Origin of the sequence: Catellatospora methionotrophica, from assembly GCF_011297335.1 — a bacterium.
Lineage (GTDB): Bacteria > Actinomycetota > Actinomycetes > Mycobacteriales > Micromonosporaceae > Catellatospora > Catellatospora methionotrophica.
On sequence record NZ_JAAOTJ010000003.1, the window covers coordinates 153,965 to 177,593 of the forward strand.

Below are 23,629 nucleotides of genomic sequence, written 5' to 3' on the forward strand. Positions count from 1 at the left end.
CCGGCGCGAGATCGATTTCTTCCGCACCAGCGGGGTTAAACGCAGTTCACGCGTAGTACTTGTGCGCCGTTTCCGGTACCTCACCGGATTGCATAAACTTTGTGATGATCGCACCGGCAACCCGCACTACCTTGAGCCGGTCGGATGAGGGGTCGTGTCCGCCGACCACGAGCTGAGAGCCGGATATCACGAGGTCACCTTGGACGGCTCCGTCCTCCGCACATGGCCTCACTGCCGGACTCACCGGGTCGAACAGCACGTAGCCTGCGGCCGTGCTGCCGCCATCGGCCTCCCAGCGGTAGAGGACGCCGCTCGGCAGCTCCGCGACTTTGAACACGCCCAGTACGAACACGCGCTGACCCCTTCGTTACCCCTGGAACCCTAGACCGTCGGCTGCGGCAGCACCTTCGTTCCAGGGGTGGCCTGCCTCGATCGTGGCGTTGTGGGCCTTCATGTAACTGGGATCGCCGGTCCTGGCCATGTGCTGAGATTCGTACAGCTCGTGACGGAGCAGGTCGAGGTCGGCCGGGTGCGGGGTGCCGTTGGCGAGCCGCTGCCACGCTTCGGCGATTCGCGGGTTGGGGTCGAAGCGCGCCATCTCCCCCGGCGGGAAATAGTCGAGCAGGTGCTCCTCGTGAAAGAGGTGGTTCTTGATCTGAATGACGTCGTCGGGCGTGAAGCCGTGTTCGGCGGCCGTTGCCGCCACGTCCGCCACGTCGTCGGCTGATCGGATCTCGTCGTACATCTCTGATGCCCAGCGGGCGTCCCAGTCGCCGGCGTCTCTGGGCCGCCGGACGATGCCGCCGCTCTGCAAGATGTCGAAGCCCGCGTCGCCGTCGAGATGTGAGGATGGTGTACCGGACCGGCGCGCCATAAGGCGAGCCATGGTCTCGACGATCTCGTCCAGCTTCCGCAGCGCAGGTGACAGATTGCGCAGGCTGGAGGTGAGCGCCTTGATCAGCCGCATGATCCGTGCGCCCCACTTCGCGACGAGGGCTGCCACTTGGGCCTCGACGTAGGGCGTGGCGAGACCGAAGGTGCCGAGCGTCTCTGCCGTCCACAGCGGGATCCGAGCGATGATGATTGACACCAGCTCGCCGATGAGGTCGCGTACGAGGGTGCGAACGAGGCTGACCAGTGATCCGGTCATCTCCACGACAACGCTCATCGCCTCCGACGCCTTCGCCAAGCCCATCGCCAGCTCGAAAGTGTCAGCGGCCTGCGTGCGGTAGGCAACGGCGGCAGGACCACGCCAGTCCGGGATGTCGTAGCGGACGCCCCGAAGGTACAGGTCGGCAATGTCGTCATGCTCCACGGCGACGTTTCGCCAGGTCTGTGCATTCGCAGCGACCTGGTCCGGGTCGCCGGCAAGCCAGTCGAGCACGTTCGACAGCGGTTCGACATGCTCGACGACCCAACCGAAGCCGGCGGTGACGAGTGCGCCCACCGGATCGAGTACCCAAACGGCGCCTTCGGCGACGGTACCGACACCACCCAGTGTGCCGTCGACCCAGGAGCCACTCCTGACGCCACCGATCAGCAAGTCCAGGGTCTCGACGATACCGAGGCCCGAGTACCACGTTGTCGTGTCGACCCGTGGCGCGACCAGTGGAAGAGCGGGGTCCGGCACGGCTCAGGCCTGCCTGTCGCCAGAACGGCTGTGGGTGAGGGCATCGAGTTGAGCGCTGATCCGGTTGTCCGCGGCCTGATAGGTCGGGCCGATCGAGTTCAGAGCGGCACCCATGGACTCCATGTGTTGTGCCGACATCTGCATCAACGCGGCGATGCGCGTCTGGAGCGGCACTAGGTTCGCCGGGATGAAGGCGCACGCTTTGCCGTAGGCATCGCCATCCATACTCACGTGGCGTGCGGCTCCATATGCCATGTCAGCGCGATCCGCCAGACGATCGACTGTCTGGGCATGTCGGCTGATCTGCTCGTCGGGCGCAACGATCTCCGCGCTCGCGCCGCCATCATCAGTGGTCAGCATTGCCGAATCCCGACTCGACAGTGAGTTCACGAACGTGTGCGGCAAGCGCCTGATGGGCGGCGTCTGTAGCGGCCAGCACGCCTTGAGCAATCCGCTCCACGGGCCAGCTACGGACACGCTCGTCGAGCTTGAGATCCTTGAGACGCCCTGCCTGATCAACGGTTGCGGTAATCAACCCATGGCCAATGGAGGCATCGACCCTCAGATCACGGACCTGCGTTGCCAGGTCTGCAGCCCGACGGGCACGGTCTTCCAGCACGACCTGCCAAGCTTCGATGCGGTCGTCGAGCCTGTCTGCATCGGATTCGAACACGTGGCAGCCGCCTCCCCCGAGCCTGTCAACCCAGGACGCAGGCTAGCACCAGGGGCCCAGCAGCCCTGCCGTCGATGCGATAGGCCCCAGAATGGATCACACCGCCGACTCGGGTGACGAGCGCCGCAGCGGGCAGCTGTAGCAATGTTCACCCGACTGGGGCTAGCCCGCAGGGTCTGCAGCCACGACCGATGGAGTAAGACGTATGCCTGGGTGACAAACTGCTCGACATGGCATCGACGTCCTTGTCACGATGCTGAGCGTGCGCGTCATGCTCGACACCAACCTGCGGTCGTACCTGGGCGACGCGGGCATGGTGCGAACGTTCGACGCCGAGGTCACCCGGCGGTCGATTCGGGTGATGATGGCGCCGAGCACGCTGGTCGAAGTGCTGGGCCATCCGAAACTCGATGTTCGGTAGCGAATCCTCAAGGCCATCGGCACCGGCCGGCGGAACCGTCTGCCGACCGAGGCCAGCGCCGAGGCTGCGGAGTTGGTCGCCGAGGCGCAGCGGACACGTCCTCGTTGGCTGCGCCAGATCCCGGATGCGGGACGGGTCGCTCACCTGCACACCTTCTGGACCAAAACCGGATGGCGTGATGCCCTCTCCGACTCGCGTTCACAGCACGATTACGTCACGGCTCAGCGCGAGGTCACCGACTACCTGGTCGGCCGCCAACGCGAGCAGCGATCACGACTTCTCAAGTCGGATTTCTCCGTCCGCCCGCTGACCGCGATCATCCTGCGGCCCGACGAAAACCCGGTTCCTCACCCACTGCTACCGGGCTGGTCCGGCGAGCAGGTGGAGGCATGGCGGGCAAATCTCCGCTGCTACTACTGGCACCAGCTGGTGACTGTCGCCGGACGATCGGTGGTCACCAGCGAGGACACCACCGCGGCAGACTGGGTCGTTCATCGCCGACCTCGGCCCGCTGCGCGGGACGCTGAACACGTCTGCCGCGGAAGGGCCAGTCCGCCTTTACGCTGGCGCCTTGGAACGGATATTTCCGTCCACCGCCGCAGCGACGATCCACAACTCCACCATCCCATCGGAACCGGACGTCGCTGCCATGGCATCCCCGCACCCGATGACCAGGGAACAGCTGGCCGCGGTTCGTGACCAGGCACGTGAGATGGCCGAGCGAACGTGCTTCCGGCAGGCGGCTGCTGCGCTCGCGAAGGTCGAACGACTGGCGAGGCAGACCTTCGGCAGCACTGACGGCGACGTGCTGCAGGTGCGACACGAGCTGGCACAGTCCCTGTTCGAAAGTGGCGACTATCGCAGCGCCGCGCCTGTCTATCAAGGGTTAGCCGCGGATCTTGCCGACTCTGATCTGGCGGACCTGCTGTTCGAATGTCGGCAGAAGGCAGCGAGCTGCCACGCGCTCACCGGCAATCCGGGCGATGCCCTGCGCGAGCTGGACGAGTTACTCGACGACAAACGACAGTTCTACGGTGAGACCGATCCACGAACGTCCGAACTACGCAAGCAGATCGGCCTGCTTCAGTTCGGCCTGGGCGAACGATCGGCTGCCCAAAAAACGCTCTTTGGGTTGCTTGACGATCTGCGTTTGCTGCCCGGCAGCGGCACGCGGGCGGATGACTTGGCGAAGCTGCTCAGCAACCTCGGGATCGACAGCCCCGCGCGCGGGACCGTTTGACGCCTGGCGCGAGACGATGGGTGCGCGACCGGGCCAGACCGGTGCCGTTTCGGGGTGACGCCACCCGACACGTCTGGAGTCCACGAGACAGTCGCCTTCCCGACAGACCTCTAATGGACCTGCCCTGCGTGGGAGGATCACCTGATCCATAGCGGCTGGAGGCGCGGTGAAGGCAAGCGAAACGACGTTAAAGGGCCTCCTACAAGGTGAGCGTCAGTATCTGGTTCCGCTCTACCAACGCCGATACAGCTGGAAACGCCATCACCTTCAGCAACTGTGGGATGACATCCTCAGTCTGGAACACGCTGACGCCTCAACCACACACTTCCTCGGGTCATTGGTTCTCGCTCCAAGCCCGGCCAACACCCCGGCAGGTGTGCAGAGCTGGCTGGTGGTGGATGGCCAGCAACGACTGACCACCCTCAGCATCCTGCTATGCGCTATTCGTGATCATTTAAGGAATGGGGACCCACACGCAGCCGCGAGAATCGATGATCTCTATTTACTCAACAAATACGCGGTCGGGCATGAGCGTTACACGCTGCTACCCACGCAGGCCGATCGCAGGTCATGGATTTCTCTTGTGGAGCACACGCCTGACGCGGGCGGTGATGACCTTGTCGGCCAGGCCTACAACTTCTTCAGGTCTGTCCTCGCCACGACCGACGACACCGAACCACCTCTCGACCTGGCACGGGTCGAGCAGGTCATTGTGGGCCGCCTCAGCATTGTGGAAATCGCCGCGCATGCCGACGACAACGTTCACCGCATCTTCGAATCGCTCAACCACACCGGCCAGCGGCTCACCCAGGCAGACCTGCTCCGCAATTACCTTTTCATGCGGCTGACGACCCGAGCCGATCACGTATACGAGTTCCAGTGGCTGCCTTTGCAGAACCTGCTCGATGATGACCAGCTCACTCAGCTTGTCTAGCTTGACCTGGTGCTCCGCGGCGATGACCGTGCCACGCAGGAGTCCACTTACCACTTTCAACAGCAGCGGTTGAAGCAGCTCGCCGGCGAGGCTGAAGTCGAGGCTTGGATCGTCGAGCTGCACCGTCGAGCGCGGCTCTATGACCGGATCTTGCGCCCGGAGAAGGAGCCGCACCCGACACTGCGCCGTGCGTTGGACCGGCTCAAGCGCTGGGGTGCGGCCGTTGTCGAGCCGATCGCCTTGCTCGTGTCGCTGGCTCAGGACGACGGCCGCCTTACCCATGAGGAAGCCGCAAGTGCGCTGCGGGTGGTGGAGAGTTACCTCGTGCGGCGCATGATCGCCGGTATCGCGACCAACAACACCAACCGCTTCCTCATGTCGGTGGTGAAGGACCTTCGTGACTCGGTGCCCACTGCGGCAGAGATCACTCGGCTGCTTTCCGCGCCCCGACGCCGCTTCCCGACTGACGCGTTGGTGCGTGAGGCGGTCCTGGCGAATCCATTCTATTGGAATGGTCGCGGGCCACAGCGTAGCTATGTACTGCGGTGCATCGAGGAGGCCTACGAACACGCGGAGCCCCTGGACTTCACCACCGCGAAGCTGACCATCGAGCACGTTCTGCCGCAGTCCCCCACCCCCGAGTGGCTGGAGATGCTGGCGACAGACGCGCCCGACGAGGCCCCTGATGAGCTCCACAGCTCGCTGGTGCATACCCTCGGCAACTTGAGCCTGACCGCGTACAACTCCAAGCTCGCCAACGACACCTTCGATGCGAAGAAGAAGATCCTGGCCGACAGCGGCCTGGTCATGAACCGCGAGATAGCCGACGCTCCGCGGTGGGGACGTACTGAGATCCACCGGCGCGGGCGCGCGATCGCCGAGAAGATCATCACGGTATGGCCAGGCCCGGACAATACCGCGAGCACTGAGCCCGTGAAGCCGCAGTGGTCCTTGATGACGACGGTGCTGGCGTCGGTGCCAGCCGGCCGCTGGACGAGCTACACCGATGTCGCGACGGTGATCGGTTCCCACCAGGTGCCTGTGGGTGTGCGTGTGGCCACCGTCGCGGTGCCCAACGCGCACCGTGTCCTCAAGCTCAATGGAACCATCTCGCCCGAGTTCCGCTGGCCCGACCCGCAGCGCACCGATGACCCACGAGCCGTGCTCGAGGCTGAGGGCGTCCAGTTCGACGCTCATGGCAAGGCTGCATCGAGCCAACGCATGACTGCGGACGAGCTGGCCAAGATGATCGGTCTGGAGATCGACGCCCCAGCCGAGTAGCCGGCGTCTGCGTCCTAGGCCTGTGGGTTCCGCAGCCGCGGGATCCACAGGCCACGGATCGCCTCGGCGGCCGCGGAGTTCGCCGCATATGGCTCGTCCCAGCCGACCTCGGCTCCGACGTCCCAGAGTGCCTGCCGTACGCGACCGAACCTGATCCCCTGCTGCGCATACGTGTCATCGGTACGGACCAGCAGCGCCACCGGCGAGCTTCCGGGGTCCACGATCACCCGTGCCACGACTGCGGGAGCGGAGGCGGCAGTGTTGCCGTGTGGCTCGCCGCCTTCGACGGAGACCTCGAAGAGCACCACCTCATGGCCTCTCAGCAGGCGATCTTCGTCGTCGTCGTAAAGCTGCCAGGTCTCCACCATCCCTTCGCCGTAACGCGCGGTCAGACGAGACAGCTCAGCTTCCGCCTTCGGACCCAGGTCGTAGTCGGACGGCGTCGTCTTGCCCAACCAGATGGGCCCAGCCGCTGCGGCCTTCGATCCAGGCGAGCGCCGACCTGGACCCGATCGCGGTGGCTGGTAGATCGCTCGCGCGTGGGCGAGCCACCGGGCGTCGACCTCGTCGCTTCGGGTCCACCAGACGTCCAATTGCTCCTTCAGTTGGTCGCACAGACCGTTATCTGTCGTGACGATCGCGGCTTCGAATAGGTTGCGGGAGTTCGCCGAGGCGTTCGCAGAACCGACGATGCCAACAGGCGGTTCTGACTCGACGAGCATGACCTTGGCGTGTAGGCCGGGCAGCGAGCGCACGTCGACGCCCTGGTCCAGCCAGGTGCTGATGACCTCCGGATCGACTCCACCAGCGGAGACGACCCTGTCGGAGCCGTCCACGATCACCGAATCTCCAGGCTCCAGTTGAAGTAGGTCGGCTGCAGCAGCGCCGACGTAGGCGATGGCAGCGACGGTCCGGGCTTCGGTGCCGAGGTGGTCGGCAAGACCCGGCCATACGTCGTCGGCAACCAGCTGGATCATGGCTGACTCCTGAGCTTCTCGATGCGGCGTTCGAGAGTTCGCACGTGTATGGAGTCCGGGCCGTACTCGGCGGCGAGCAGCGGAAGGACACCGTCTAGGTCAGCGAGGCCCGCGGCGGCGTGGCCGGAGGCGTGCAGCATGATCCCCCGGCTGTACATCGCATCCCGGTACAGCGGGTCGTTCGCGTCGGCGTGGGCGAGGTAGTCCGTCAGGTAACGGACCGCGTCATCTGCGCTGTCGATCTGCGCATGGCTGGTTCCCGCCGCGTAGCGCAGGTATTGCACGTAGGCGTCGTCGTCGCCGTCACGCAGCACCAACTCCGGCAGCAGGCGGTCGAGCAGGTCGGCGGCGCGGGTGAACTCGTCGCCGTCGTACAGCGCGAGGGCGAGGTCCAGGCCTATCTCAAGGGCGAGCTCGGGCTGATGTCCCGCCCGGGCGTACGCGTCCTCAAGCAGGTCGACGGCCTGCTGCAGGTGACCCTCGTCCAGCAGTTCGCGCATCCGGGCAAGCACGGCGAGGGCTTCATCGACGTCGAGCGGCACGGCGTCGACCTTCGCGGGCGCTGGGCCGCGCGGGCGCACTGACCGCGGCGTCGGGGCCAGCGGGCGCAGGAACGGCCGGCGCGGGTCGCGTTCGCCGGGGACGCCAGTCACGCCGGCGCCGACGAACGGCAGCAGTGCCTCGTAGACGGCCTCCGCCTCGGGGCGCTCGCCCGGCTGCTTGGCAAGCATCGCCAGGATCAGCTCGTCGAGCTCGTCGGGCACATCGCCGCGGAGCAACCGCACCGATCGGGCCGGGGTGTTGACATGGTGGTCCTGGTACGACCGGGTGGGGCTGGCCTCGAACGGCACCCGGCCGGTGAGCATCTCGTACAGCACGCAACCGAGGGCGTACACGTCGGTCGGAGGTCCGACCAGGTTACCGAGGGCCTGCTCACGCGACATGTAGGGCGGGCTGCCGACCGTCTTGCCGATCTGGGTGAGCCGGGGCAGCGCAGCCGCGCCCTGCAGCACGGCGACGCCGAAGTCGAGCAACTTGATCACGCCACTGGTCGTGAGCATGACGTTGCTGGGCTTGATGTCGCGGTGCACGACGTCGACGCGGTGCACGTCCACGAGCGTCGCCGCGATCTGGGCGCCGATCGCGGCGCTCCACGACACCGGCTGCTGTAGCGAGTTCGGGATCGCCTCGGCAAGGGTCTGGCCGTAGAGCAGCTGCATGACCAGGTAGATGCGGCCGCTGGCTTCTTCGACCCCGAAGTCGTACACGGTGGGGATGCCGGAGTGGTCGAGCCGGGCGGTAGTGCGGATCTCCCGCAGGAACCGCTCCCGGTCCAGCACGGCGGCCTCGATGAGGGCCGCCGCCTCGGGGCTGCCCGAGGGAAGCGGCATGGGCGTGGGGCGGTGCATGAGCTTGATCGCGATCCGGCGATCGAGCTGCTGGTCATAGCCGCGCCAGACCTCGCCCATGCCGCCGGAACCGATCGGCGCGTCGACCCGGTAGCGGCCGGCCAGCAGCCACTCGTCGATCGGTGCCGCGTCGCTCATGCCCACCCCTGCCCGTGCCCGACGGCCGCGAGACCGCCACAACCGTTAAGGCGTAACTGTCTCACGACCCTGCGTGTCCGTGTTGGTCGCTGCCCGCAGCCTGCGCAGCGCCTCGTCACGGGCCGGGCTGCGGATCAGGTCGTACGCCCGCTTGCGTGCCACCTGCTTGATCGCGGCCTGGAACTCCGGGTTGTCGAAGTAGCGCCGGACGAAGTCGGTGTTGCTGTCGTGATTCTCCGCGACGACGTTGTCGAGCTGCTTGTCGGCGACCTGGCCGAACTTGTCCAGGTCGTTCTGCAGCGCGACGGCCTGCATCTTGTCGTCCATCACCAGCGACACGATCTGCTGGACCAGCAGGATCTGGTCCGAGGTGCCAAGGTCGAGGCCGAAGCGGTCGTTGAGGTCGGCGATGACCTCGCTGAGCGGCACCTCCTCGACCTCCTTACCGACCCCGCCGTCGGGAGAGAAGCCGGGAATCAGGTGCTCACCGGCCGGGGCGAGTTTGAGATCGTGCTTGCCGGTCTTGTCGATGCGCAGGTGGCTCAGCGTCGCGTCGCCGACGTCGACGCCCGCGCTGGGCTGGCGGGGCAGCCGGTTGAACAGGTGCCTGCCATAGAGGTAGAGCCGCTCGAGCTCCGGGTCGGTATAGCCGGCGATCTGCGCCAGGAAGCTGTACGCCCGCAAGTAGTCCGACAGCGACGACCGGAACTCCTCGGCCTGCTCCGGCTCCCGGTCGGCCAGCTCCTTGAACCGGTCAACGGCCGGCTGGGTGAAGTGGTAGAGCTGCGCGTGCGCCTTCTGCAGCTGCGCCTCGCTGGCCGAGGACTGCTCGGCGTTCAGCAGGGCGTCCACGAACGCCTGCATCTCCGAGGCCACCAGAAGCTGGTGGTCCATGACCTCCCGCTCCTTGTCGTAGAGCAGGTTCGGGTCGGTCGGCTCAGTGATCGTCGTCTCGAAGTACGGCTTGAAGGCCGCCTGAAGGTGCTCGGCGTCGTTGGCGAAGTCGAGCACGACCACGTCGTCCTGCGTCTTGTACCGGTTGGTGCGGTTGAGCCGCGAAAGCGTCTGCACCGCTGCGACTCCGGCCAGCGGCTTGTCGACGTACATTGCGGTGAGCAGCGGCTGGTCGAAGCCGGTCTGGTACTTCTCGGCCACAACCAGGATCCGGTACTCGGTCTGGTTGCGGGCCAGCGCCTGCGGATCGTCGATCTCCGTGTACGCGAACCGGTCCGGCAGCGCCGGCTCGGGGAAGCCGTTGAGCTTCGGCTCGGTATAGTCGATGTCGTCGATGCTCAGCGTGCCGGAGAACGCGACCAGCGGCGTGCAGTCGGTCAGTTCCAGCTTCTCGATATACCGGCGAATCGCCTGGTAGAGGCGCACGGCGTGCTCACGCGACCGGGTGACCACCATGGCCTTGGCCCGGCTGCCCAGCCGGTCGGCGATCTCCTTCTGGAAATGGTCCACGATGATCTGCGCCCGCTGGTCCTGCGACGACGGGTGCAGCTCGGCGGCCCGGACCAGCTTCGCCTTGGCCTTACGCGGGTCGACCTCGGGGTCGGCCTGCTCCGACGCCTCGACTGCGGCGTTGGTCAGCCGCCAGCGGGCCTGGTAGGTGATGTAGTTGCGCAGCACGTCGAGGATGAAGCCCTCGTCGATCGCCTGCCGCATCGAGTACACGTGGAACGGCCGCCAGTTACCCGTCTCCGGGTCCTTCATGCCGAACAGCTCCAGCGTCTTCGACTTCGGGGTCGCGGTGAACGCGAAGTACGACAGGTTCGGGTGCCGGCCGCGGGCCATCGCCGAGGCGGTGAGCAGGTCGCCGTCGTCCATGTCGTCGAACCCGTGCCGGCCCAGCGCCTTCTTCAGCGCGTTCGCCGACTCGCCGGACTGCGACGAGTGCGCCTCGTCGATGATGACTGCGTACCGCTTCTCCCCCAACGCGGACACCTTGTCCAGCACGTACGGGAACTTCTGCAGAGTCGTGATGACGATGCGGGCGGTAGATCCGGCCAGCGCGTCCGCGAGCTGCTGCGAGTTCTCGTCGATCTTCTGCACGACCCCGGTCACGTGGTCGAACTGGTAGATCGTGTCCTGCAGCTGCCGGTCGAGCACCACCCGGTCGGTGATAACGATGACCTTGTCGAAGACCGGGATGTTCGGCCGCAGCCCGGCCTTCAGCGCGAGCTCGTCGAGCGCCGCAGGGCTCTCCGGGGTGTGCAGCGTGGACAGCCGGTGGGCCAACCAGGCGATCGTGTTCGACTTGCCCGAGCCGGCCGAATGCTCGATCAGGTAGTTGGTGCCCGCGCCGTGGCGTGCTGCGTGCGCGGTCATCTGCTGCACGGCGTGCCACTGGTGGAACCGGGGGAAGATCAGCGGACTGGTGTGCGGGTCCGCGGTGCCGCTCTTGCCGTTGCGGGCGCGTGGGTTCTCCACGTGCATGAATCGCTGCAGCAGCTCCAGCCAGGCGTCCCGCTGCCAGATCTGCCGCCATAGGTACGACGCCTGGTAGCCGTCCTCCTTCGCGGACGGGTTGCCGGACCCGCCGGAGACGCCTGGACCGTGCGAGCCCATGTTGAACGGCAGGAACCGGGTCTGGTCCCCGGCCAGCCGAGTCGTCAGGAACACCAGGTGCGGGTCGACCGCGAAGTGCACCAGGGTCCGCTTGGCGAAGATGAGCTCCTTCGCGTCACGGTCATTGCGGTACTGCTCCTTCGCGTCCTCGACCGTCTGGCCGGTCAGTGGGTTCTTTAACTCGGCGGTCGCCACCGGGATGCCGTTGACGAACAACGCCAGGTCCAGTGACTTCTCCGGCGTCCTGGCCGAGTAGCGCAACTGGCGTACCACCGTCAGCCGGTTGGCGTTGTACTCGTCTAGCGCACCAGCGGCGAGGGTGTGACCTGGGCGGAAGTACACGAGCTGAATCGTGACGCCCCGATCCTTGACCCCGTTGCGCAGCACATCCAGCACGCCGCGCTTGTCGATCTCTCCCGCCAGCCGCTTCTTGAAAGCAATCTGTGCCGAGCCGATGTCGCCATACGCCTCGACCAGCCGCTCGAACGCGTTGTGCTGCGTGGCACCGATAAAGGTGAATAGTTCGTCACCGTCAAGGCCCAGCTCCGTCGAATACGAGCCCGGATTACCCGAATGCCAACAGGTGGCCAAGAGCTCAGCCTCTATCACATCCTCGAACGACTTCTCCTTGTATACCCCGGTCACAGCAGCTCCTCCCCGGCCAAAGGCAGCTCCCCCGCACGCAGCACCGCTTCTGCCATCTCCACCAGAGTTCCTTCGCCGGGCACTGACCAGCGTTTAGTGCCCTGAACTGCGACCGAAGCCTCAGCCCACTCCGCCAGAGCCCACATTCGCATGACCAGCCCGCTGGGGCTGTATCGCTTCGCGTCGACTGCCCAAAGCAGCGGCTTCGTCCGGTCGTTCACCCACGTGGCCGTCTCCCGACGCGGGTCAGCCGACAACCAATCGGCCAGTGCGGCCCGCTCCGGAGCGGTGTCGGCTCCGAATTTGAGTGTGGTGCCGTCCTTAATCATGCGAGCATCTACGAGAATCTGAACACTGCTGGCTCGGCGCGTGCGCTGCTTAGGCAGGACTCGATATGAATCCGGCAACTCCGGTACCGAAGCTCCTTCGTCCAGCTTCTGCAAGGCGAATTGAACCAGCGATCTGACGCGTTCAGGGTTCGAGAATGTAGCACCGATCAGCTTATTCGCGCCGATGATCTCATCCACCGCATGGATGAGCCATTGCAATGCCACATCGACCAGCCCGGGCACCTGACCGAGGACATCGTTCCAGTCGAAGTCGGGGTCGTCGACACCGTCACGGCCGATCCGTTGGAACACCAGGTGCGCGACGAGCAGGTTCCCATGCTCGGCTACTGCGGCGGCTCGGCCCTCCCTGGATGCCTGGCCAGCATGGAGTGATTCGAGTACAGACCGCAGAAGCTGCACCGACCGCCAGATCTGGATCGCGCTAGGCTTCGAGCCGAAGAGCAGCCGGTAGGCACCCTTAGGCCCGTCCTCCCACAACAGATCCTCGGCGACGCGTGCCCGCACGGCAAGCTCGGCGCTAGGATGGGCAGAGGCGAGCGCCACCGCGGCCACCCGAACAGAGCACCCGGATTCCGCCGGCGGCTCGAGTTCGCTACGCCGGATCGAATACGTTAGCCCCAGCGCTGCGGCGAATTCATCCTTGATCTGGGCCTGGATCGGATCGAGGGCGACGAAGTCCCGGCGCTCGACGTGGTTTTGCGTGTTCGTGGCCTTGGTGATCTGTGAACCAACGGCAGTGTCCGACGTCTCGATTATTCGGACATTGACAAATGCATAGCCTGCGGTCTCCTCCTGGTTCACTGCCCGTGCGACGGCCGCGACGGTCTGGGCCCCATTCACGACGCTGGCACCCGTAATCTTCAGGTCGACCGGCCCACTTGGCAGACCCTTCGACCGGAGCTTCACATCCAGGTCGTCACACAGCACCGTGATGCCGTTGTTGTAGTACCAGAAGTCGTGGGGGTCTTCCGTGAGAGTCCGAACGAGACCTGCGTTGACATGCGTGAGCCCGAGCGACTCGCGAATGTTCTTGCTGAACAGTCGGTCGCCATGGGTGGTGTGCCAGTCGGCGACTTCCGCCGCCGAGACGACCCCGACGATGGCCCGCATCGGTGTCTCCAACTGGAACCAACGATCCATGATCAGGGCAAGGTCGATCGGGTCCGGCTGACTTGATCGGCGCATCATCTCCCAGAGGTCTCGTCCGTAGAGGACCTTCACGTCAAGGTGCTCGCCATACGCATTGAACTCACGCCGGACGTCCTCCAGTCGCTGGGTCACGTTCTCGTGGAGTTCGTCCTTCCGCATGAGCGCCAGCACCAGCGTGATGCGAGCGCGCCGGTCACTCAGCACCGTCTTCACGCGCTCCGCGTGCTGCTGGAACCGAGGGTTGAACCGGGCGAAGTCAAATTGGTCGATCTTCCGCAGCCCGTCGACCATAGTCATGACTTCGAGTTCGCCAAGTTTGGCTTCACCCTTGTCACTCCACTTGGTCTGAATCAGCCACAACCTGGGCGCGCCCTCGGAGATTGCCAGTGCATCAATGCCGAAGTCCTGGCCACCGTCGACGACGAAGTCAGCCGCGGCCCGAGCGTCACAACCGACGTAGTCGCGTACGACAAGTGCGCCCAGTGCTCGCGTCAGGAACTTGCGACGCCTCTCGCCGAGATCCGGATGCGTAAAGTCGCTGATGTCGATGAGGTCAGCGAAATCGCGTTTAAGTGCCTCGGCCATGACGGTGACCTGACGCGCAGCTTCAATAGTCACAACGTGCCCTTTCCTCAACTGAGACATCGAATTTCTCACCACCGTCGTGGCCATGATCGCCTGCGCTGCTCATTCAGCAGCAAGATTCGGCACCCGGCCTTATTCGCGAGACTGCCCATGAGCTATTTCGTGCCCTTGATACGAGCAACGCCTTCCCGTTGTTCAACGGGAGGGCGCACCGAAACTCACATCATCTGAAGATCTGAGACGTCGACGGTCTTGGCCGTTAAGCCCTGCGCCAGGCTGCCGAACAGGTACGGACACATCTCCCCAAGGGAGCCGAGGAGTTCTGGCTTCTATTCCTAGAGGGCGCCTCCCTAAACACGCCCGCACTCTCACGATAGGTCCGCTCCCCTAGCCGTCGACACGTCCAGCTGACCGGTTACCGCCACAGTGACCATCGCCTGACGTCGCTCACTGATCAAAGAAAGCTGATCCGTGAGTGCCCTGCGAAGGGCCGCAATCTTTTCGACCTCCGCGTTGATCCGTCGAACAGTCACTCGCTGCTCCTCAAGGTCAACCAACGGAACCCTGAGATCACGAATCTTACTGCTGCTTGTTGAAGCCAGGTTCGTCGTCCTGACCCCCGTGCTCTCGAAATGAGAGCGTGCATGGGTCGACCGGGTCAACAAGGCAAGATAATCTGGGTCAAGCTTTCGAGGATCTGGACGAACCGCAAAGACATGGTTTTGGTGAAGGCAGTCAAACAATTCGCCCCGCCAGACGGTACCCCGCCCCAACTTGTCGAGGTCCCCCCCTTCCGTCATGAGAACATCGCCAGGACGAAGCGTGCTGACCGCCGCCATCTGCCTCGGGACTGTCACTTCAGTCACTGAATCGAGCGCCACAAATCCCTCCTGGACGTTGGCGACTCGCAGATACGGACGCCTCACAACATCGCCCGACAAATCTCGACTGGAATCCACAGTGATACCCGACTGTACTTTTGCCAAATACCCAAGACGCACCATGGGAACGTCCCGAGCGCCATCGGCGATCGAAGAGACGGCACACAGTAGATACTCAGATAAGGTTGCTAGTTGTTTGAGCCGTAATGCACTTAGTTCGTCCAGGCGACTCACCTCCGAGTCGAGGAAGTCGGCGATGCGCCGCTGCTCGCCCAAGTCCATGAGGGCGACAGGTGTGCGCGACAGCGGTTCAAGATTCAGGGCACGGAAAGTCGCACCGCCGACACTTGACTCCCAGAATTTGACAGCGATCGCGGATTGCAACGCCCAGTAGAGAAAACGAGCTTCAACATTAGGGCCCGGAGCAACCCGAGCAGTCCCCTGGGTAAGATTAGCGCCCGCTAGGGCGGGCGGGACAATCATGACCTTCCCGAACGAAGGTCCAATAGAAACTACGAGATCCCCATCACGAATGGTCGAGCGCCGATACGAATCGGCGATCGTAAGTGTAGTGCGCAAGAGCGATTCAGGATCTAACACACCCGCATTCGGGGTCATATCAGCTGGGCGGATGTATGGCGTTCCACCGGGCGTGTCCGGGCCTGCCTGAACAATGCCGTAGGTGATCGGGCGGTACGGGTCAACCAACCGCTTAAGTGGTACTTCACTTCGGATCACTTGGTCACCTCGCGCAGCAGGGACTGGATTTGGGACTCAAGCTGTCGCAGCTCACCGTCAATGTTGGCGAGCGGCCGCGGCGGGGTGTACACGTAAAAGTGCCTGGTGAATGGGATCTCGTACCCGGTCTTGGTCTTGGCGTAGTCGATCCAGGCGTCAGGGACATGGGGCAGCACCTCGCGGGCGAAGTACTCATCAGCGTCCTCGTTGAGTGGCACGTTCTCGTAGTCGCGCAGGTCGGGGTCGGGGACCACCTCGCACTTCTCCTGCTGCACCTCGCCGTCCGCATCGCTGATTGCAATCGAGGCCCACAACCCCTTCTCGACAGCGGCGGTCGGCCAGGGCACGCCCGATCCGGCTGCGGCCTCAAGCAGCGTGACCTTGGCTTCCTTCTTCGTCCACCACACCGTGCCGACGAGCGGCTTGAACGCGGTGATCAGCATGTCGCGGTAGTCGTACCTCGCCAGCGGCTTGGCCTCGGCCAACGCCGCCAGCGTCTCCTCGGTGATCTCGAAGCGCAGCTTGAGGGGGCGCTCCACGGTGATGCGCTGGTAGCCGAAGTCGGTGGTCGCGAACACCTTGACCTTGGCGTGTCCGGGATGGTCCGGGTCGGACGCGACGGTGAGGGCCTCGCCGTACAGGCGGGTGATGTCAGAGATCTGGTCGTCGGTGATGAGCTTGCGCTTGTCGCCAAGGCTCTTGCGCATTTTTGCCCACTGGTCGCGGGCATCGAGCAGCACCACCTTGTTCCGCAGCTTGGATGCCTTGCGGTTGGACAGGATCCAGAAGTACGTGGAGATCCCGGTGTTGTAGAAGAGCTGGTCGGGCAGCGCGACGATGCCTTCCAGCAGGTCGTTCTCCAGGATCCAGCGACGGATGTTCGACTCTCCCGACTCAGCTGCGCCGGTGAACAGCGGCGAGCCGTTGAAGACGATCGCCAGCCGGGAGCCGCCCTTCTCCACCGGCCGCATCTTGGACAGCATGTGCTGCAGGAACAGGAACGAGCCGTCGTTGATGCGCGGCAGGCCGGCCCCGAATCGGCCCGCGTGGCCGAAGGCAGCTTCCTTTTCGACTGCCTCCTTGACCTTCTTCCACTCGACACCGAACGGCGGGTTGGCCAGCATGTAGTCGAAGGTCCGACCCTGGTGGCCGTCCTCGCTGAACGAGTTCCCCAGCACGATGTTGGCCGGGTCCTGGCCCTTGAGCATCATGTCTGACCGGCAGATGGCGTACGACTCGGCGTTAAGTTCCTGACCGAACAGCGTGACGGTCGCGCCCGGGTTGAGCGATGCGATGTGGTCCTCGGCCGCAGACAGCATGCCGCCTGTCCCGCAGGCCGGGTCGAGGATGTTGATGACCTGGCCGGGTTCGGTGAGCGCACCCGCGTCCGGTGCCAGCAGCAGGTTCACCATCAGCTTAATTACCTCGCGCGGGGTGAAGTGCTCACCGGCGGTCTCGTTGGAGATTTCGGAGAACTTCCGGATCAGCTCCTCGAAGACGTACCCCATCTGGTGGTTGTCGACCTTGTCGAGGCGCAGGTCGACGTCGGCGAACTTCTGCACAACGAGGTAGAGCAGCTTGGCGTTCTTCAGGCGGGTGATCTGGGCATCGAAGTCGTACTTGTCGAGGATCTCGCGGGCGTTGGGCGAGAAGCCGTTGATGAAGTCGCGCAGGTTCTTGTCGGCGCTGGCCGCGTCCGCCCCGATAGTGGCAAAGGCCTGCTTCGACGTGTTGTAGAAGGGCAGCTTCGCCGCAATCTTCAACAGCTGGTCCTTGTTGTCGAGGTTGAGCGACGCGTCGCGGTCCCAGACGGCCTGACGGGTCGGCTCCATGACGCACTCCAGCCGGCGCAGCACCGTCAGCGGCAGGATGACCTTGCCGTACTCGGACTGCCGGTAGTCGCCGCGGAGCAGGTCGGCAACTGACCAGATGAATCCGGCCAGTTCCTGGTGTGTGGTCACGATGAGTGCTCGTCTCGTCTCAACTAAACGGGAAAGGAGAGGATAAGGGACTAGGCGGCCGCATCGGGTGCGAAGACACCCGAGGTGAGCCCATACACGGCCGTTCGCACGGCATCGTCAGCTAGAGAGGTGACCGCCTCGGCCTGTTCGGTGAAGGCGGCGATCAGCCGGAAGGCGTCGCCGTAGCGGCGCTGCTCCGCAAGCGGCAGTCGGGGCACACGTGCGCGCCTGACGTCCAGCCGGAAGGTGCCGCCCTGCGTGCCGGTGGCCTGGCGGCGGTTACTCTCCGAGCGCAGGAAGCAGGCCACGAAGTACGGGTCGAGTTGCTGCGGATCGCAGCGGATGACCTCGCCCACCGGGCGTTCTCGCGCTGCCTCGGCGTCGGCCGCCACGACGGCGTCGAACCGGTTGGCACCGCCCGGGATGACGATGTCGCCCGGCTGGAGGTCCTGCTTGTCGGCGAACTCGAGGGCGCCGGCCCGGGCCAGGTCCGCGATCGTGGTCGTCGGCAGCGTGATCGGCTCCGGCCGGGCCGTGAACGACGGCAGGTCGCGGGCCAGGCGGCGCACCGCTGTGCCGAGCGAGGAGCGTAGGTCCTCGTAGTCGCCGCTGACGTCTCTGACCGGCAGTTCGATGTGGCGTGCCGGGACGAGCAGCACCTCCTCGTCGAGCAGCTCGATCGACGGCACGTCCCGGGTGCAGGCCTCGTCGGCGAAGACCCGCTGCCAGCCGGGTTCGTCGCGTGGCACGTCGGCGGGGTCGGCGTCGGTCAGGTCGACCAGGCGGAGCGTGTACGCGGGCTGGCCTTCAGGCCGTTGCAGCACCCAGATCAGCCACGGACCGCCGGGACCGCCGAACCCCTCCGGCAGCGCTACCACCTGCTGGAGCACCCCGGCGCGCAACAGCTCCGCTCTGATCTTGCGCCCGGTGGCGCGGACGCCCGCGGCGTACGGCATCAGCAGCGTCGCGGTGCCCGATGGCTTGACGTACGCGAAGGCCAGTTGCAGCCAGACCAGGGCCGTGTCCTGGTGATGGGGCGGGCCGAACTCCCAGCGGTGGTCGAAGGCGCCGTCGTCGGCCTGCCAGGCCACCTTGATCGGCGGCATGCAGATGACGGCATCCGCCCGCCCGCGGTAGTCCGCCAGCGTGTCGTGCTCGAACGGTTCGCCCTCGGCCAGCTCGGACGAGACTCGGCCGCTCTCGGCAAGCCTCTCGCCTGCCAGCTGCGCACGAGCCGGGGAGACGTCCTGACCCACGTACCGGGCCGCACTGCCGAACCGCCTTGCCGCCGCGACCAGCGCCGAGCCGGCACCGCAGGCGGGATCGAGCACTTGTCCCTGCCGCACGGCGGGCATCAACGCCGCCATTGCGGCAGCCACCTCGTCATCGACTGCGCGATGGACTGGACGCGCGGCTGCGGTCGGCTTCGGCAGTGCCGGCAATGCGTCTTCCAGCTTGCCGTTGACGCGCAGCCAGGCCTCGACGTCCGCTAACGCGAACATCGGGCTGTTCGGCGGGCCACCGACGGGCTGCGGGAAGTCTGCGTGGCGTCGTCGCCAGTTCGACACTGCGGCTCGTCCCACGCCCGCCAGCCGCGCGATGTCGGCCGCGGTCACCTCGTCTGCCATGTGGTGCACCTCCATTTACGACGACACCGTACACGAACCGTCGCCCCGTGTACACGACGGCTTAGCACAGAACTTCGATTTGTGTACACGCGTGGTGTGTGTATAGTGTACACAAAATCGGCGATCGTCGGTCGCGTGAACTCCCGTGGCTGGACTGCCACCGAACCCCTTACGAGTACGAGGTGACATCGCGATGAAACGAACCTGCGCCACGTGCGGAAAGAAGTCCTACTTCATCCAGGAGCGCGCCATCACGGTCGCGCTGCGCTGCTCCCGTCTCCGCGGCACCGCACTGCGGGTCACCACTGCCCCCAGCACGAGACCTGGCACCTGACCAGCCGCGCCACGTGGCACGAGCGCCCACCGGCGCCGCCCGTCGCCACGCTGGGCTACCGGCGCGCCATCGCCGCCCTGCTCGCCGACCGGGGGTCGGTCGTCGAGCAGGAGTTGGTCGCCATCACCGCGTGCGGCGCGGACCCGCGGCACGTCCCGTCGATCGTCACCGAGCTTCTGAATTCGTGGTGCCGCTGGGGACTGGTGTACCCGGACGGGCAGACCGTCATCGCGGTCAACGTTCCCGCACTGCGCGCGATCTCGCAGCACGGATGGTCGGTCTGGGTGCGCGAACACCCGACCGGCGACGCCGCTGCTCCCTCCCCTGCCGACAATCTGTGAAGGCGCTGCCATGACTCACGACGAACCACTGGTCGAGCTGCTGTTCGACCGCCTCGCCACCGACGGCGTACCGGATGATGTCGCCGAGGTCGTGCTCGGTGCGGTCGGCGGTGACGGCGACCTGCGGGCCGCCCTCGACACACGGCCGACCCGCCTCGACCCCGCGGGGGAGGTCCCGCAGCAGCAGCGCGCCCACGTCTACCTGGACTCGGTCACCATCTGTGGGTTCCGGGGCGTCGGTCCGCAGCGCACCCTGCCGGTGCGGCCCGGCCCGGGCCTGACCCTGGTCGTGGGCCGCAACGGCTCCGGAAAGTCCAGCTTCGCCGAGGCGATCGAGCTGGCCCTCACCGGGGACAGCGCCCGCTGGGCCGACCGCAACAGCGTGTGGCGCAGCGGTTGGCGCAACCTGCACCAGCCCGACACGTGCGCCATCACCCTCGACCTGCGCATCGACGGCGTCACGACGCCCACCCGCATCCGTCGGACCTGGGCGCCGGGCGGCGACCTGACCTCGGCGTCGGTGGCCGTCACCAGCGCCGCGGGCAGCTTCGACAACCTGAACGCGCTGGCGCTGGCCCGGCCGCTGAAGCTGTACCGGCCGTTCCTCACCGCAGGCGATCTCAGCAGGCTGGTCACCAGCACGCCCAGCGCGCTGCACGACTCCATCAACTCGATCCTGGGCTGGAGCTGCTCACCGACGCCGGCCAGCGGCTGGCGGCCGCGGCCCGGCCCGTCGACGCCGCGCTCACGAACATCCGGGACCGGCGCCTCGTGCTGCGGGTCGCGCTCGACCCGATCGACGATGACCGGGCCCGGCGTGCCGCACATGCGCTTGCCTCGGCCTCTCCCGAGCACGACCTGATCGACGCCGTCCTCGCCGAGCCTGTCGACGCCGGCACCGATGAGACGCTCACCCTGCACCACCGGCTCGCCGACCTCAGCCTGCCCGAGCCAGCCGCGATCGCGCGCCTGGCCGAGGGCCTCGCCGCTGCGGTAGAGGAGAGCAGGGGGTACGAGGAGCGGCAGGCGAAGGCCTCGGTGCGTACCGCCGAGCTGCTCCGTCTCGCGGTGGACCACCATGAGGAAACCGGCGACGGCCCCTGCCCGGTGTGCCACACCGGCACGCTCGACGGTGCCTGGCGGCAGGAAGCCGACCAGGCCTTCCGCGAGCTGCGCGAGCTGTCGCTGTCGGCCAGCCGGGCCTCGTCGCAGGTCACCGAGCTGGCCCGGCGCGCCCGCCAGATGATCGCCGAAATCGAGCTGCCTCAGGGCGAGGGCGTAGCGCTCGCCCAGCTTCATGACGCCCTCGCCGACCTGCTGGCGGTACCCGGCGCCCCGGGCGAGCTGGCCGCGCACCTGGCTGCCCGCTATCCGCTGGTAACCCATGCTGCCGAGCTGGTATGCGACGAGTCTCGCGCCTACCTGCGCGAGCGCGACACCGTTTGGCAGACCGTCGCCGTAGAGCTACGGTCCTGGTCCGTCGACGCCCGCCGAGTACCGACGCTCAAGGCCGAGCAGGCGCGGCTCAAGGCGGCACGCCAGTGGCTCAGGAACGCCGCCGAGGACATCCGCAACGCACGCCTGGCCCCGTTCGCCGCGCACTCGCAGGGCATCTGGTCGCAGCTGCGCCAGGAGAGCAACGTCGAGCTCGGCACGATGACCCTGCAGGGCGCCAACACGCGCCGCAAGGTCGAGTTCGAGGTCAGTGTCGACGGCGTAGACAACGGCACCGCGCTGGGCGTGATGAGCCAGGGCGAGCTGCAGGCGCTCGGGCTGGCCACGTTCCTACCGCGCAGCTGCACGGCCGAGAGCCCGTTCCGGTTCGTCGTCGTCGACGACCCCGTGCAGAGCATGGACCCGTCCAAGGTCGACGCGCTGGCGAAGGTGCTCGCCGACCTCGCCGACGAGCGGCAGGTCGTCGTGTTCACCCACGACAGCCGCCTGCCCGACGCCGTACGCCGGCTGGAGATCGATGCGCAGATCCTGGAGGTGGTGCGGGCGGAGCGGTCAGTCGTCACTATCCGGCCTGGCCTCGACCCGGTCACCCGCTACCTTGACGACGCCGGTGCGGTGGCCCTGTCCCGGGACATCCCCGAGGAGGTCCGCGCGCCCGTCGTCGCCGAGCTGTGCCGCTCCGCCCTGGAAGCGGCCTGCCACCGGGTCGTCTGGCGCGTCCGCACCGCAAAGGGTGAGTGCCGTCTCGACATCGAAACGGACCTCCAGAAGGCTGGCAAGAACATCACCCTGGCCTTCGCGCTCGCGCTGTTCGACGACGTCAACAGAGGCGGGGATGTGCTTTCCCGGATCAACAGCGCCTACGGGCGCCGAGCCGGCGACGCCTACCAGGCCTGCCGCCGGGGCGTCCACGGCCAATGGCACGGCGACCTGCCCGACCTCGTCCGCCAGGTCCGCCAGATCGCCGAGGTTCTGAAATGACGACACCGGCCACTGCTCAGCCTGCGGCCGTGGCGGCAGCGCACTGCTACCTCACCGCTGCCGACAGCATGCTCCGCGGCCACGGCCCCGTCGGATCCGCCGCCGTCTCCGAGGGCTGGTGGCCCAAAGCCTGTGCGTGCCTCATCCGGCTCGCACTCGAGACGGCGATAGACGCCTACTGGCAGCGGATGAACCCCGCCGTCGCGCAGTACGGGAGCGGGCGGACCAAGCTCCTGCTGCTGCGCAACCGCTGCGAACGCACGCTCACCCGCCAAGCCACGTTCGCCTGGACGACCCTGTCCCGGGCAGCCCACCACCACTACTACGAGACAGCGCCATCCGTCACTGAACTTCGGCACCTGCACGGCTCAGTGCTCGACATCCTCGCGCGGCTGTGACACTCCGCGGCCGGCAGGACCCGCCGCGCCACCGTCGACCAGCCGACGCCGACGCCGTTTCTGTTCAGTCCAGTCACTGACGCTAGATCGCTCAACTCATTGCAACCGAACCTACCGAGGAGACCCATCCCATGACGCACAACAGCCCCACCCCTGACATGCCGCGCGTCGGAACCCCGGCGCTCGCGCCACCGAGGAAGAGCCTGAGCACCGGCGGGATCATCGCCATCGTCGTCGGCTCGCTCCTCGCCCTCTGCTGCGTGCTGGGCACCGTGGCCGTCCTCGCCAGTAGCGACGACACCGGCAAGTCCACGTCCGTCGCTGCGACCGACAACCCGCCCACCAGCCCGGGGCCGGCCACCTCCGATGCCGCCCCGTCGCTGGCGCCAAACGTCGAGCCGAAGGGGCCGGCAACGGTGAAGGTCGGCCAGGCCATCAACGTCAAGTTCCTGAACGACGAGACCAGGGTGACGGTCAAGTCCATCAAGAAGGCGATGTCGCCGAACCAGTTCACGCAGCCCAAGCGTGGTCAGTTCGTCGCCGTGATGGTTGACATCTTCGCCGCCAAGGGCGACACCGACCTCGGCCCGTCGAACTTCCGCCTGATCGCCAAGGACGGCACGGTCTACAAGGCCGAGTTCCTCGTCGTCGGCATCGACCCACAGCTTGATGCGATGACTACGGTCAACGAGGGGCAGCGCAAGAACGACAACATAGTGTTCGACGTCGACCCGGACAAGGTCGCGGGGTCGAGCTGACTGACGACTTCGGCGACGTCCAGGGCTACTGGACCGTCTGACGCAGAAGTGCGAGGGCCCCGGCGAAATGCCGGGGCCCGGCACCCACTTGGATGTCTCCTTTCAGGACTTTCGCCCCCTCTGACGACAGGCCCTTCTGTGGTTCGATGAG

Annotated in this window: 21 protein-coding genes; 10 read left to right on the forward strand and 11 right to left on the reverse strand. The window is 65.9% G+C overall.

Going from position 1 to position 23,629, the window contains the following annotated elements:
* Positions 1-46 precede the first annotated feature (46 nt).
* The 4 genes from HAV40_RS11365 to HAV40_RS11380 are packed head-to-tail and all read right to left on the reverse strand — an operon-like array spanning position 47 to position 2,303.
* Entirely contained in the window at positions 47-352 is a 306-nt protein-coding gene (locus HAV40_RS11365) for a hypothetical protein (RefSeq protein ID WP_166380908.1), read from the reverse strand.
* 15 nt (positions 353-367) lie between these two features.
* A complete protein-coding gene (locus HAV40_RS11370; protein ID WP_166380909.1) occupies positions 368-1,630 on the reverse strand; it encodes a hypothetical protein in 1,263 nt (420 codons plus the stop codon).
* Between the two features lie 3 nt (positions 1,631-1,633).
* Entirely contained in the window at positions 1,634-1,990 is a 357-nt protein-coding gene (locus tag HAV40_RS11375; RefSeq protein ID WP_166380910.1) for a hypothetical protein, read from the reverse strand.
* Positions 1,977-2,303 (reverse strand): YbaB/EbfC family nucleoid-associated protein, encoded by a 327-nt coding sequence (locus HAV40_RS11380; RefSeq protein WP_166380911.1) that lies wholly within the window; start codon positions 2,301-2,303, stop codon positions 1,977-1,979. The genes HAV40_RS11375 and HAV40_RS11380 overlap by 14 nt, the downstream gene beginning before the upstream one ends.
* Positions 2,304-2,565: 262 nt before the next feature.
* On the opposite strand from HAV40_RS11380, the gene HAV40_RS11385 reads away from it, so the two are divergent.
* The 5 genes from HAV40_RS11385 to HAV40_RS11405 all read left to right on the forward strand — a co-directional run bounded on the left by HAV40_RS11385 (position 2,566) and on the right by HAV40_RS11405 (position 6,179).
* Positions 2,566-2,724 carry a hypothetical protein gene (locus tag HAV40_RS11385; RefSeq protein ID WP_166380912.1) on the forward strand — a complete coding sequence of 53 codons (159 nt, stop codon included), beginning with the start codon at positions 2,566-2,568 and terminating at the stop codon, positions 2,722-2,724.
* Between the two features lie 72 nt (positions 2,725-2,796).
* Positions 2,797-3,423 (forward strand): hypothetical protein, encoded by a 627-nt coding sequence (locus HAV40_RS11390; RefSeq protein WP_166380913.1) that lies wholly within the window; start codon positions 2,797-2,799, stop codon positions 3,421-3,423.
* A complete protein-coding gene (locus tag HAV40_RS11395) occupies positions 3,392-3,964 on the forward strand; it encodes a tetratricopeptide repeat protein (protein ID WP_166380914.1) in 573 nt (190 codons plus the stop codon). The genes HAV40_RS11390 and HAV40_RS11395 overlap by 32 nt, the downstream gene beginning before the upstream one ends.
* A gap of 166 nt (positions 3,965-4,130) precedes the next feature.
* Positions 4,131-4,898, forward strand: coding sequence for a DUF262 domain-containing protein (locus HAV40_RS11400; protein ID WP_166380915.1), 768 nt, complete (start codon positions 4,131-4,133; stop codon positions 4,896-4,898).
* 9 nt (positions 4,899-4,907) lie between these two features.
* Positions 4,908-6,179 carry a GmrSD restriction endonuclease domain-containing protein gene (locus HAV40_RS11405; protein ID WP_166380916.1) on the forward strand — a complete coding sequence of 424 codons (1,272 nt, stop codon included), beginning with the start codon at positions 4,908-4,910 and terminating at the stop codon, positions 6,177-6,179.
* Positions 6,180-6,193: 14 nt separating this feature from the next.
* Here HAV40_RS11405 and HAV40_RS11410 read toward each other — a convergent pair whose 3' ends face one another.
* From HAV40_RS11410 to HAV40_RS11440, 7 genes are all read right to left on the reverse strand, one after another.
* Positions 6,194-7,156, reverse strand: coding sequence for a phosphatidylserine/phosphatidylglycerophosphate/cardiolipin synthase family protein (locus HAV40_RS11410; RefSeq protein ID WP_166380917.1), 963 nt, complete (start codon positions 7,154-7,156; stop codon positions 6,194-6,196).
* Positions 7,153-8,703 carry a protein kinase domain-containing protein gene (locus HAV40_RS11415; RefSeq protein WP_166380918.1) on the reverse strand — a complete coding sequence of 517 codons (1,551 nt, stop codon included), beginning with the start codon at positions 8,701-8,703 and terminating at the stop codon, positions 7,153-7,155. The genes HAV40_RS11410 and HAV40_RS11415 overlap by 4 nt, the downstream gene beginning before the upstream one ends.
* A 45-nt stretch (positions 8,704-8,748) precedes the next feature.
* Complete coding sequence (locus tag HAV40_RS11420) at positions 8,749-11,919, reverse strand: type I restriction endonuclease subunit R (protein ID WP_166380919.1); 3,171 nt, start codon at positions 11,917-11,919, stop codon at positions 8,749-8,751.
* Positions 11,916-14,090 carry an AIPR family protein gene (locus HAV40_RS11425; RefSeq protein WP_166380920.1) on the reverse strand — a complete coding sequence of 725 codons (2,175 nt, stop codon included), beginning with the start codon at positions 14,088-14,090 and terminating at the stop codon, positions 11,916-11,918. Before HAV40_RS11425 ends, HAV40_RS11420 begins: the two co-directional genes overlap by 4 nt.
* A gap of 281 nt (positions 14,091-14,371) precedes the next feature.
* Entirely contained in the window at positions 14,372-15,622 is a 1,251-nt protein-coding gene (locus HAV40_RS11430; protein WP_166380921.1) for a restriction endonuclease subunit S, read from the reverse strand.
* The gene (locus HAV40_RS11435; RefSeq protein ID WP_166380922.1) at positions 15,619-17,583 is read right to left on the reverse strand and encodes a type I restriction-modification system subunit M; all 1,965 of its coding nucleotides are present in this window, start codon (positions 17,581-17,583) and stop codon (positions 15,619-15,621) included. Before HAV40_RS11435 ends, HAV40_RS11430 begins: the two co-directional genes overlap by 4 nt.
* Positions 17,584-17,633: 50 nt before the next feature.
* Complete coding sequence (locus HAV40_RS11440) at positions 17,634-19,211, reverse strand: N-6 DNA methylase (protein ID WP_166380923.1); 1,578 nt, start codon at positions 19,209-19,211, stop codon at positions 17,634-17,636.
* Between the two features lie 213 nt (positions 19,212-19,424).
* On the opposite strand from HAV40_RS11440, the gene HAV40_RS11445 reads away from it, so the two are divergent.
* From HAV40_RS11445 to HAV40_RS11465, 5 genes are all read left to right on the forward strand, one after another.
* The gene (locus HAV40_RS11445) at positions 19,425-19,886 is read left to right on the forward strand and encodes a hypothetical protein (protein WP_166380924.1); all 462 of its coding nucleotides are present in this window, start codon (positions 19,425-19,427) and stop codon (positions 19,884-19,886) included.
* A gap of 10 nt (positions 19,887-19,896) precedes the next feature.
* The gene (locus HAV40_RS11450; RefSeq protein ID WP_166380925.1) at positions 19,897-20,748 is read left to right on the forward strand and encodes an ATP-binding protein; all 852 of its coding nucleotides are present in this window, start codon (positions 19,897-19,899) and stop codon (positions 20,746-20,748) included.
* Positions 20,658-22,322, forward strand: a complete 1,665-nt coding sequence (locus tag HAV40_RS11455) for an AAA family ATPase (protein ID WP_166380926.1) — start codon at positions 20,658-20,660, stop codon at positions 22,320-22,322. The genes HAV40_RS11450 and HAV40_RS11455 overlap by 91 nt, the downstream gene beginning before the upstream one ends.
* A complete protein-coding gene (locus tag HAV40_RS11460) occupies positions 22,319-22,720 on the forward strand; it encodes a hypothetical protein (protein WP_166380927.1) in 402 nt (133 codons plus the stop codon). Before HAV40_RS11455 ends, HAV40_RS11460 begins: the two co-directional genes overlap by 4 nt.
* A 131-nt stretch (positions 22,721-22,851) precedes the next feature.
* The gene (locus HAV40_RS11465; RefSeq protein ID WP_166380928.1) at positions 22,852-23,478 is read left to right on the forward strand and encodes a DUF4352 domain-containing protein; all 627 of its coding nucleotides are present in this window, start codon (positions 22,852-22,854) and stop codon (positions 23,476-23,478) included.
* Positions 23,479-23,629: the final 151 nt, after the last annotated feature.

Excerpts from the sequence above, each read along its gene's own strand:
- HAV40_RS11375 (WP_166380910.1), bottom strand. The coding sequence starts at position 1,990 with ATGCTGACCACTGATGATGGCGGCGCGAGCGCGGAGATCGTTGCGCCC.
- HAV40_RS11395 (WP_166380914.1), top strand. The coding sequence starts at position 3,392 with ATGACCAGGGAACAGCTGGCCGCGGTTCGTGACCAGGCACGTGAGATG.
- HAV40_RS11410 (WP_166380917.1), bottom strand. The coding sequence starts at position 7,156 with ATGATCCAGCTGGTTGCCGACGACGTATGGCCGGGTCTTGCCGACCAC.
- HAV40_RS11415 (WP_166380918.1), bottom strand. The coding sequence starts at position 8,703 with ATGAGCGACGCGGCACCGATCGACGAGTGGCTGCTGGCCGGCCGCTAC.
- HAV40_RS11425 (WP_166380920.1), bottom strand. The coding sequence starts at position 14,090 with ATGGCCACGACGGTGGTGAGAAATTCGATGTCTCAGTTGAGGAAAGGG.
- HAV40_RS11440 (WP_166380923.1), bottom strand. The coding sequence starts at position 19,211 with ATGGCAGACGAGGTGACCGCGGCCGACATCGCGCGGCTGGCGGGCGTG.
- HAV40_RS11450 (WP_166380925.1), top strand. The coding sequence starts at position 19,897 with ATGACTCACGACGAACCACTGGTCGAGCTGCTGTTCGACCGCCTCGCC.
- HAV40_RS11460 (WP_166380927.1), top strand. The coding sequence starts at position 22,319 with ATGACGACACCGGCCACTGCTCAGCCTGCGGCCGTGGCGGCAGCGCAC.
- HAV40_RS11465 (WP_166380928.1), top strand. The coding sequence starts at position 22,852 with ATGACGCACAACAGCCCCACCCCTGACATGCCGCGCGTCGGAACCCCG.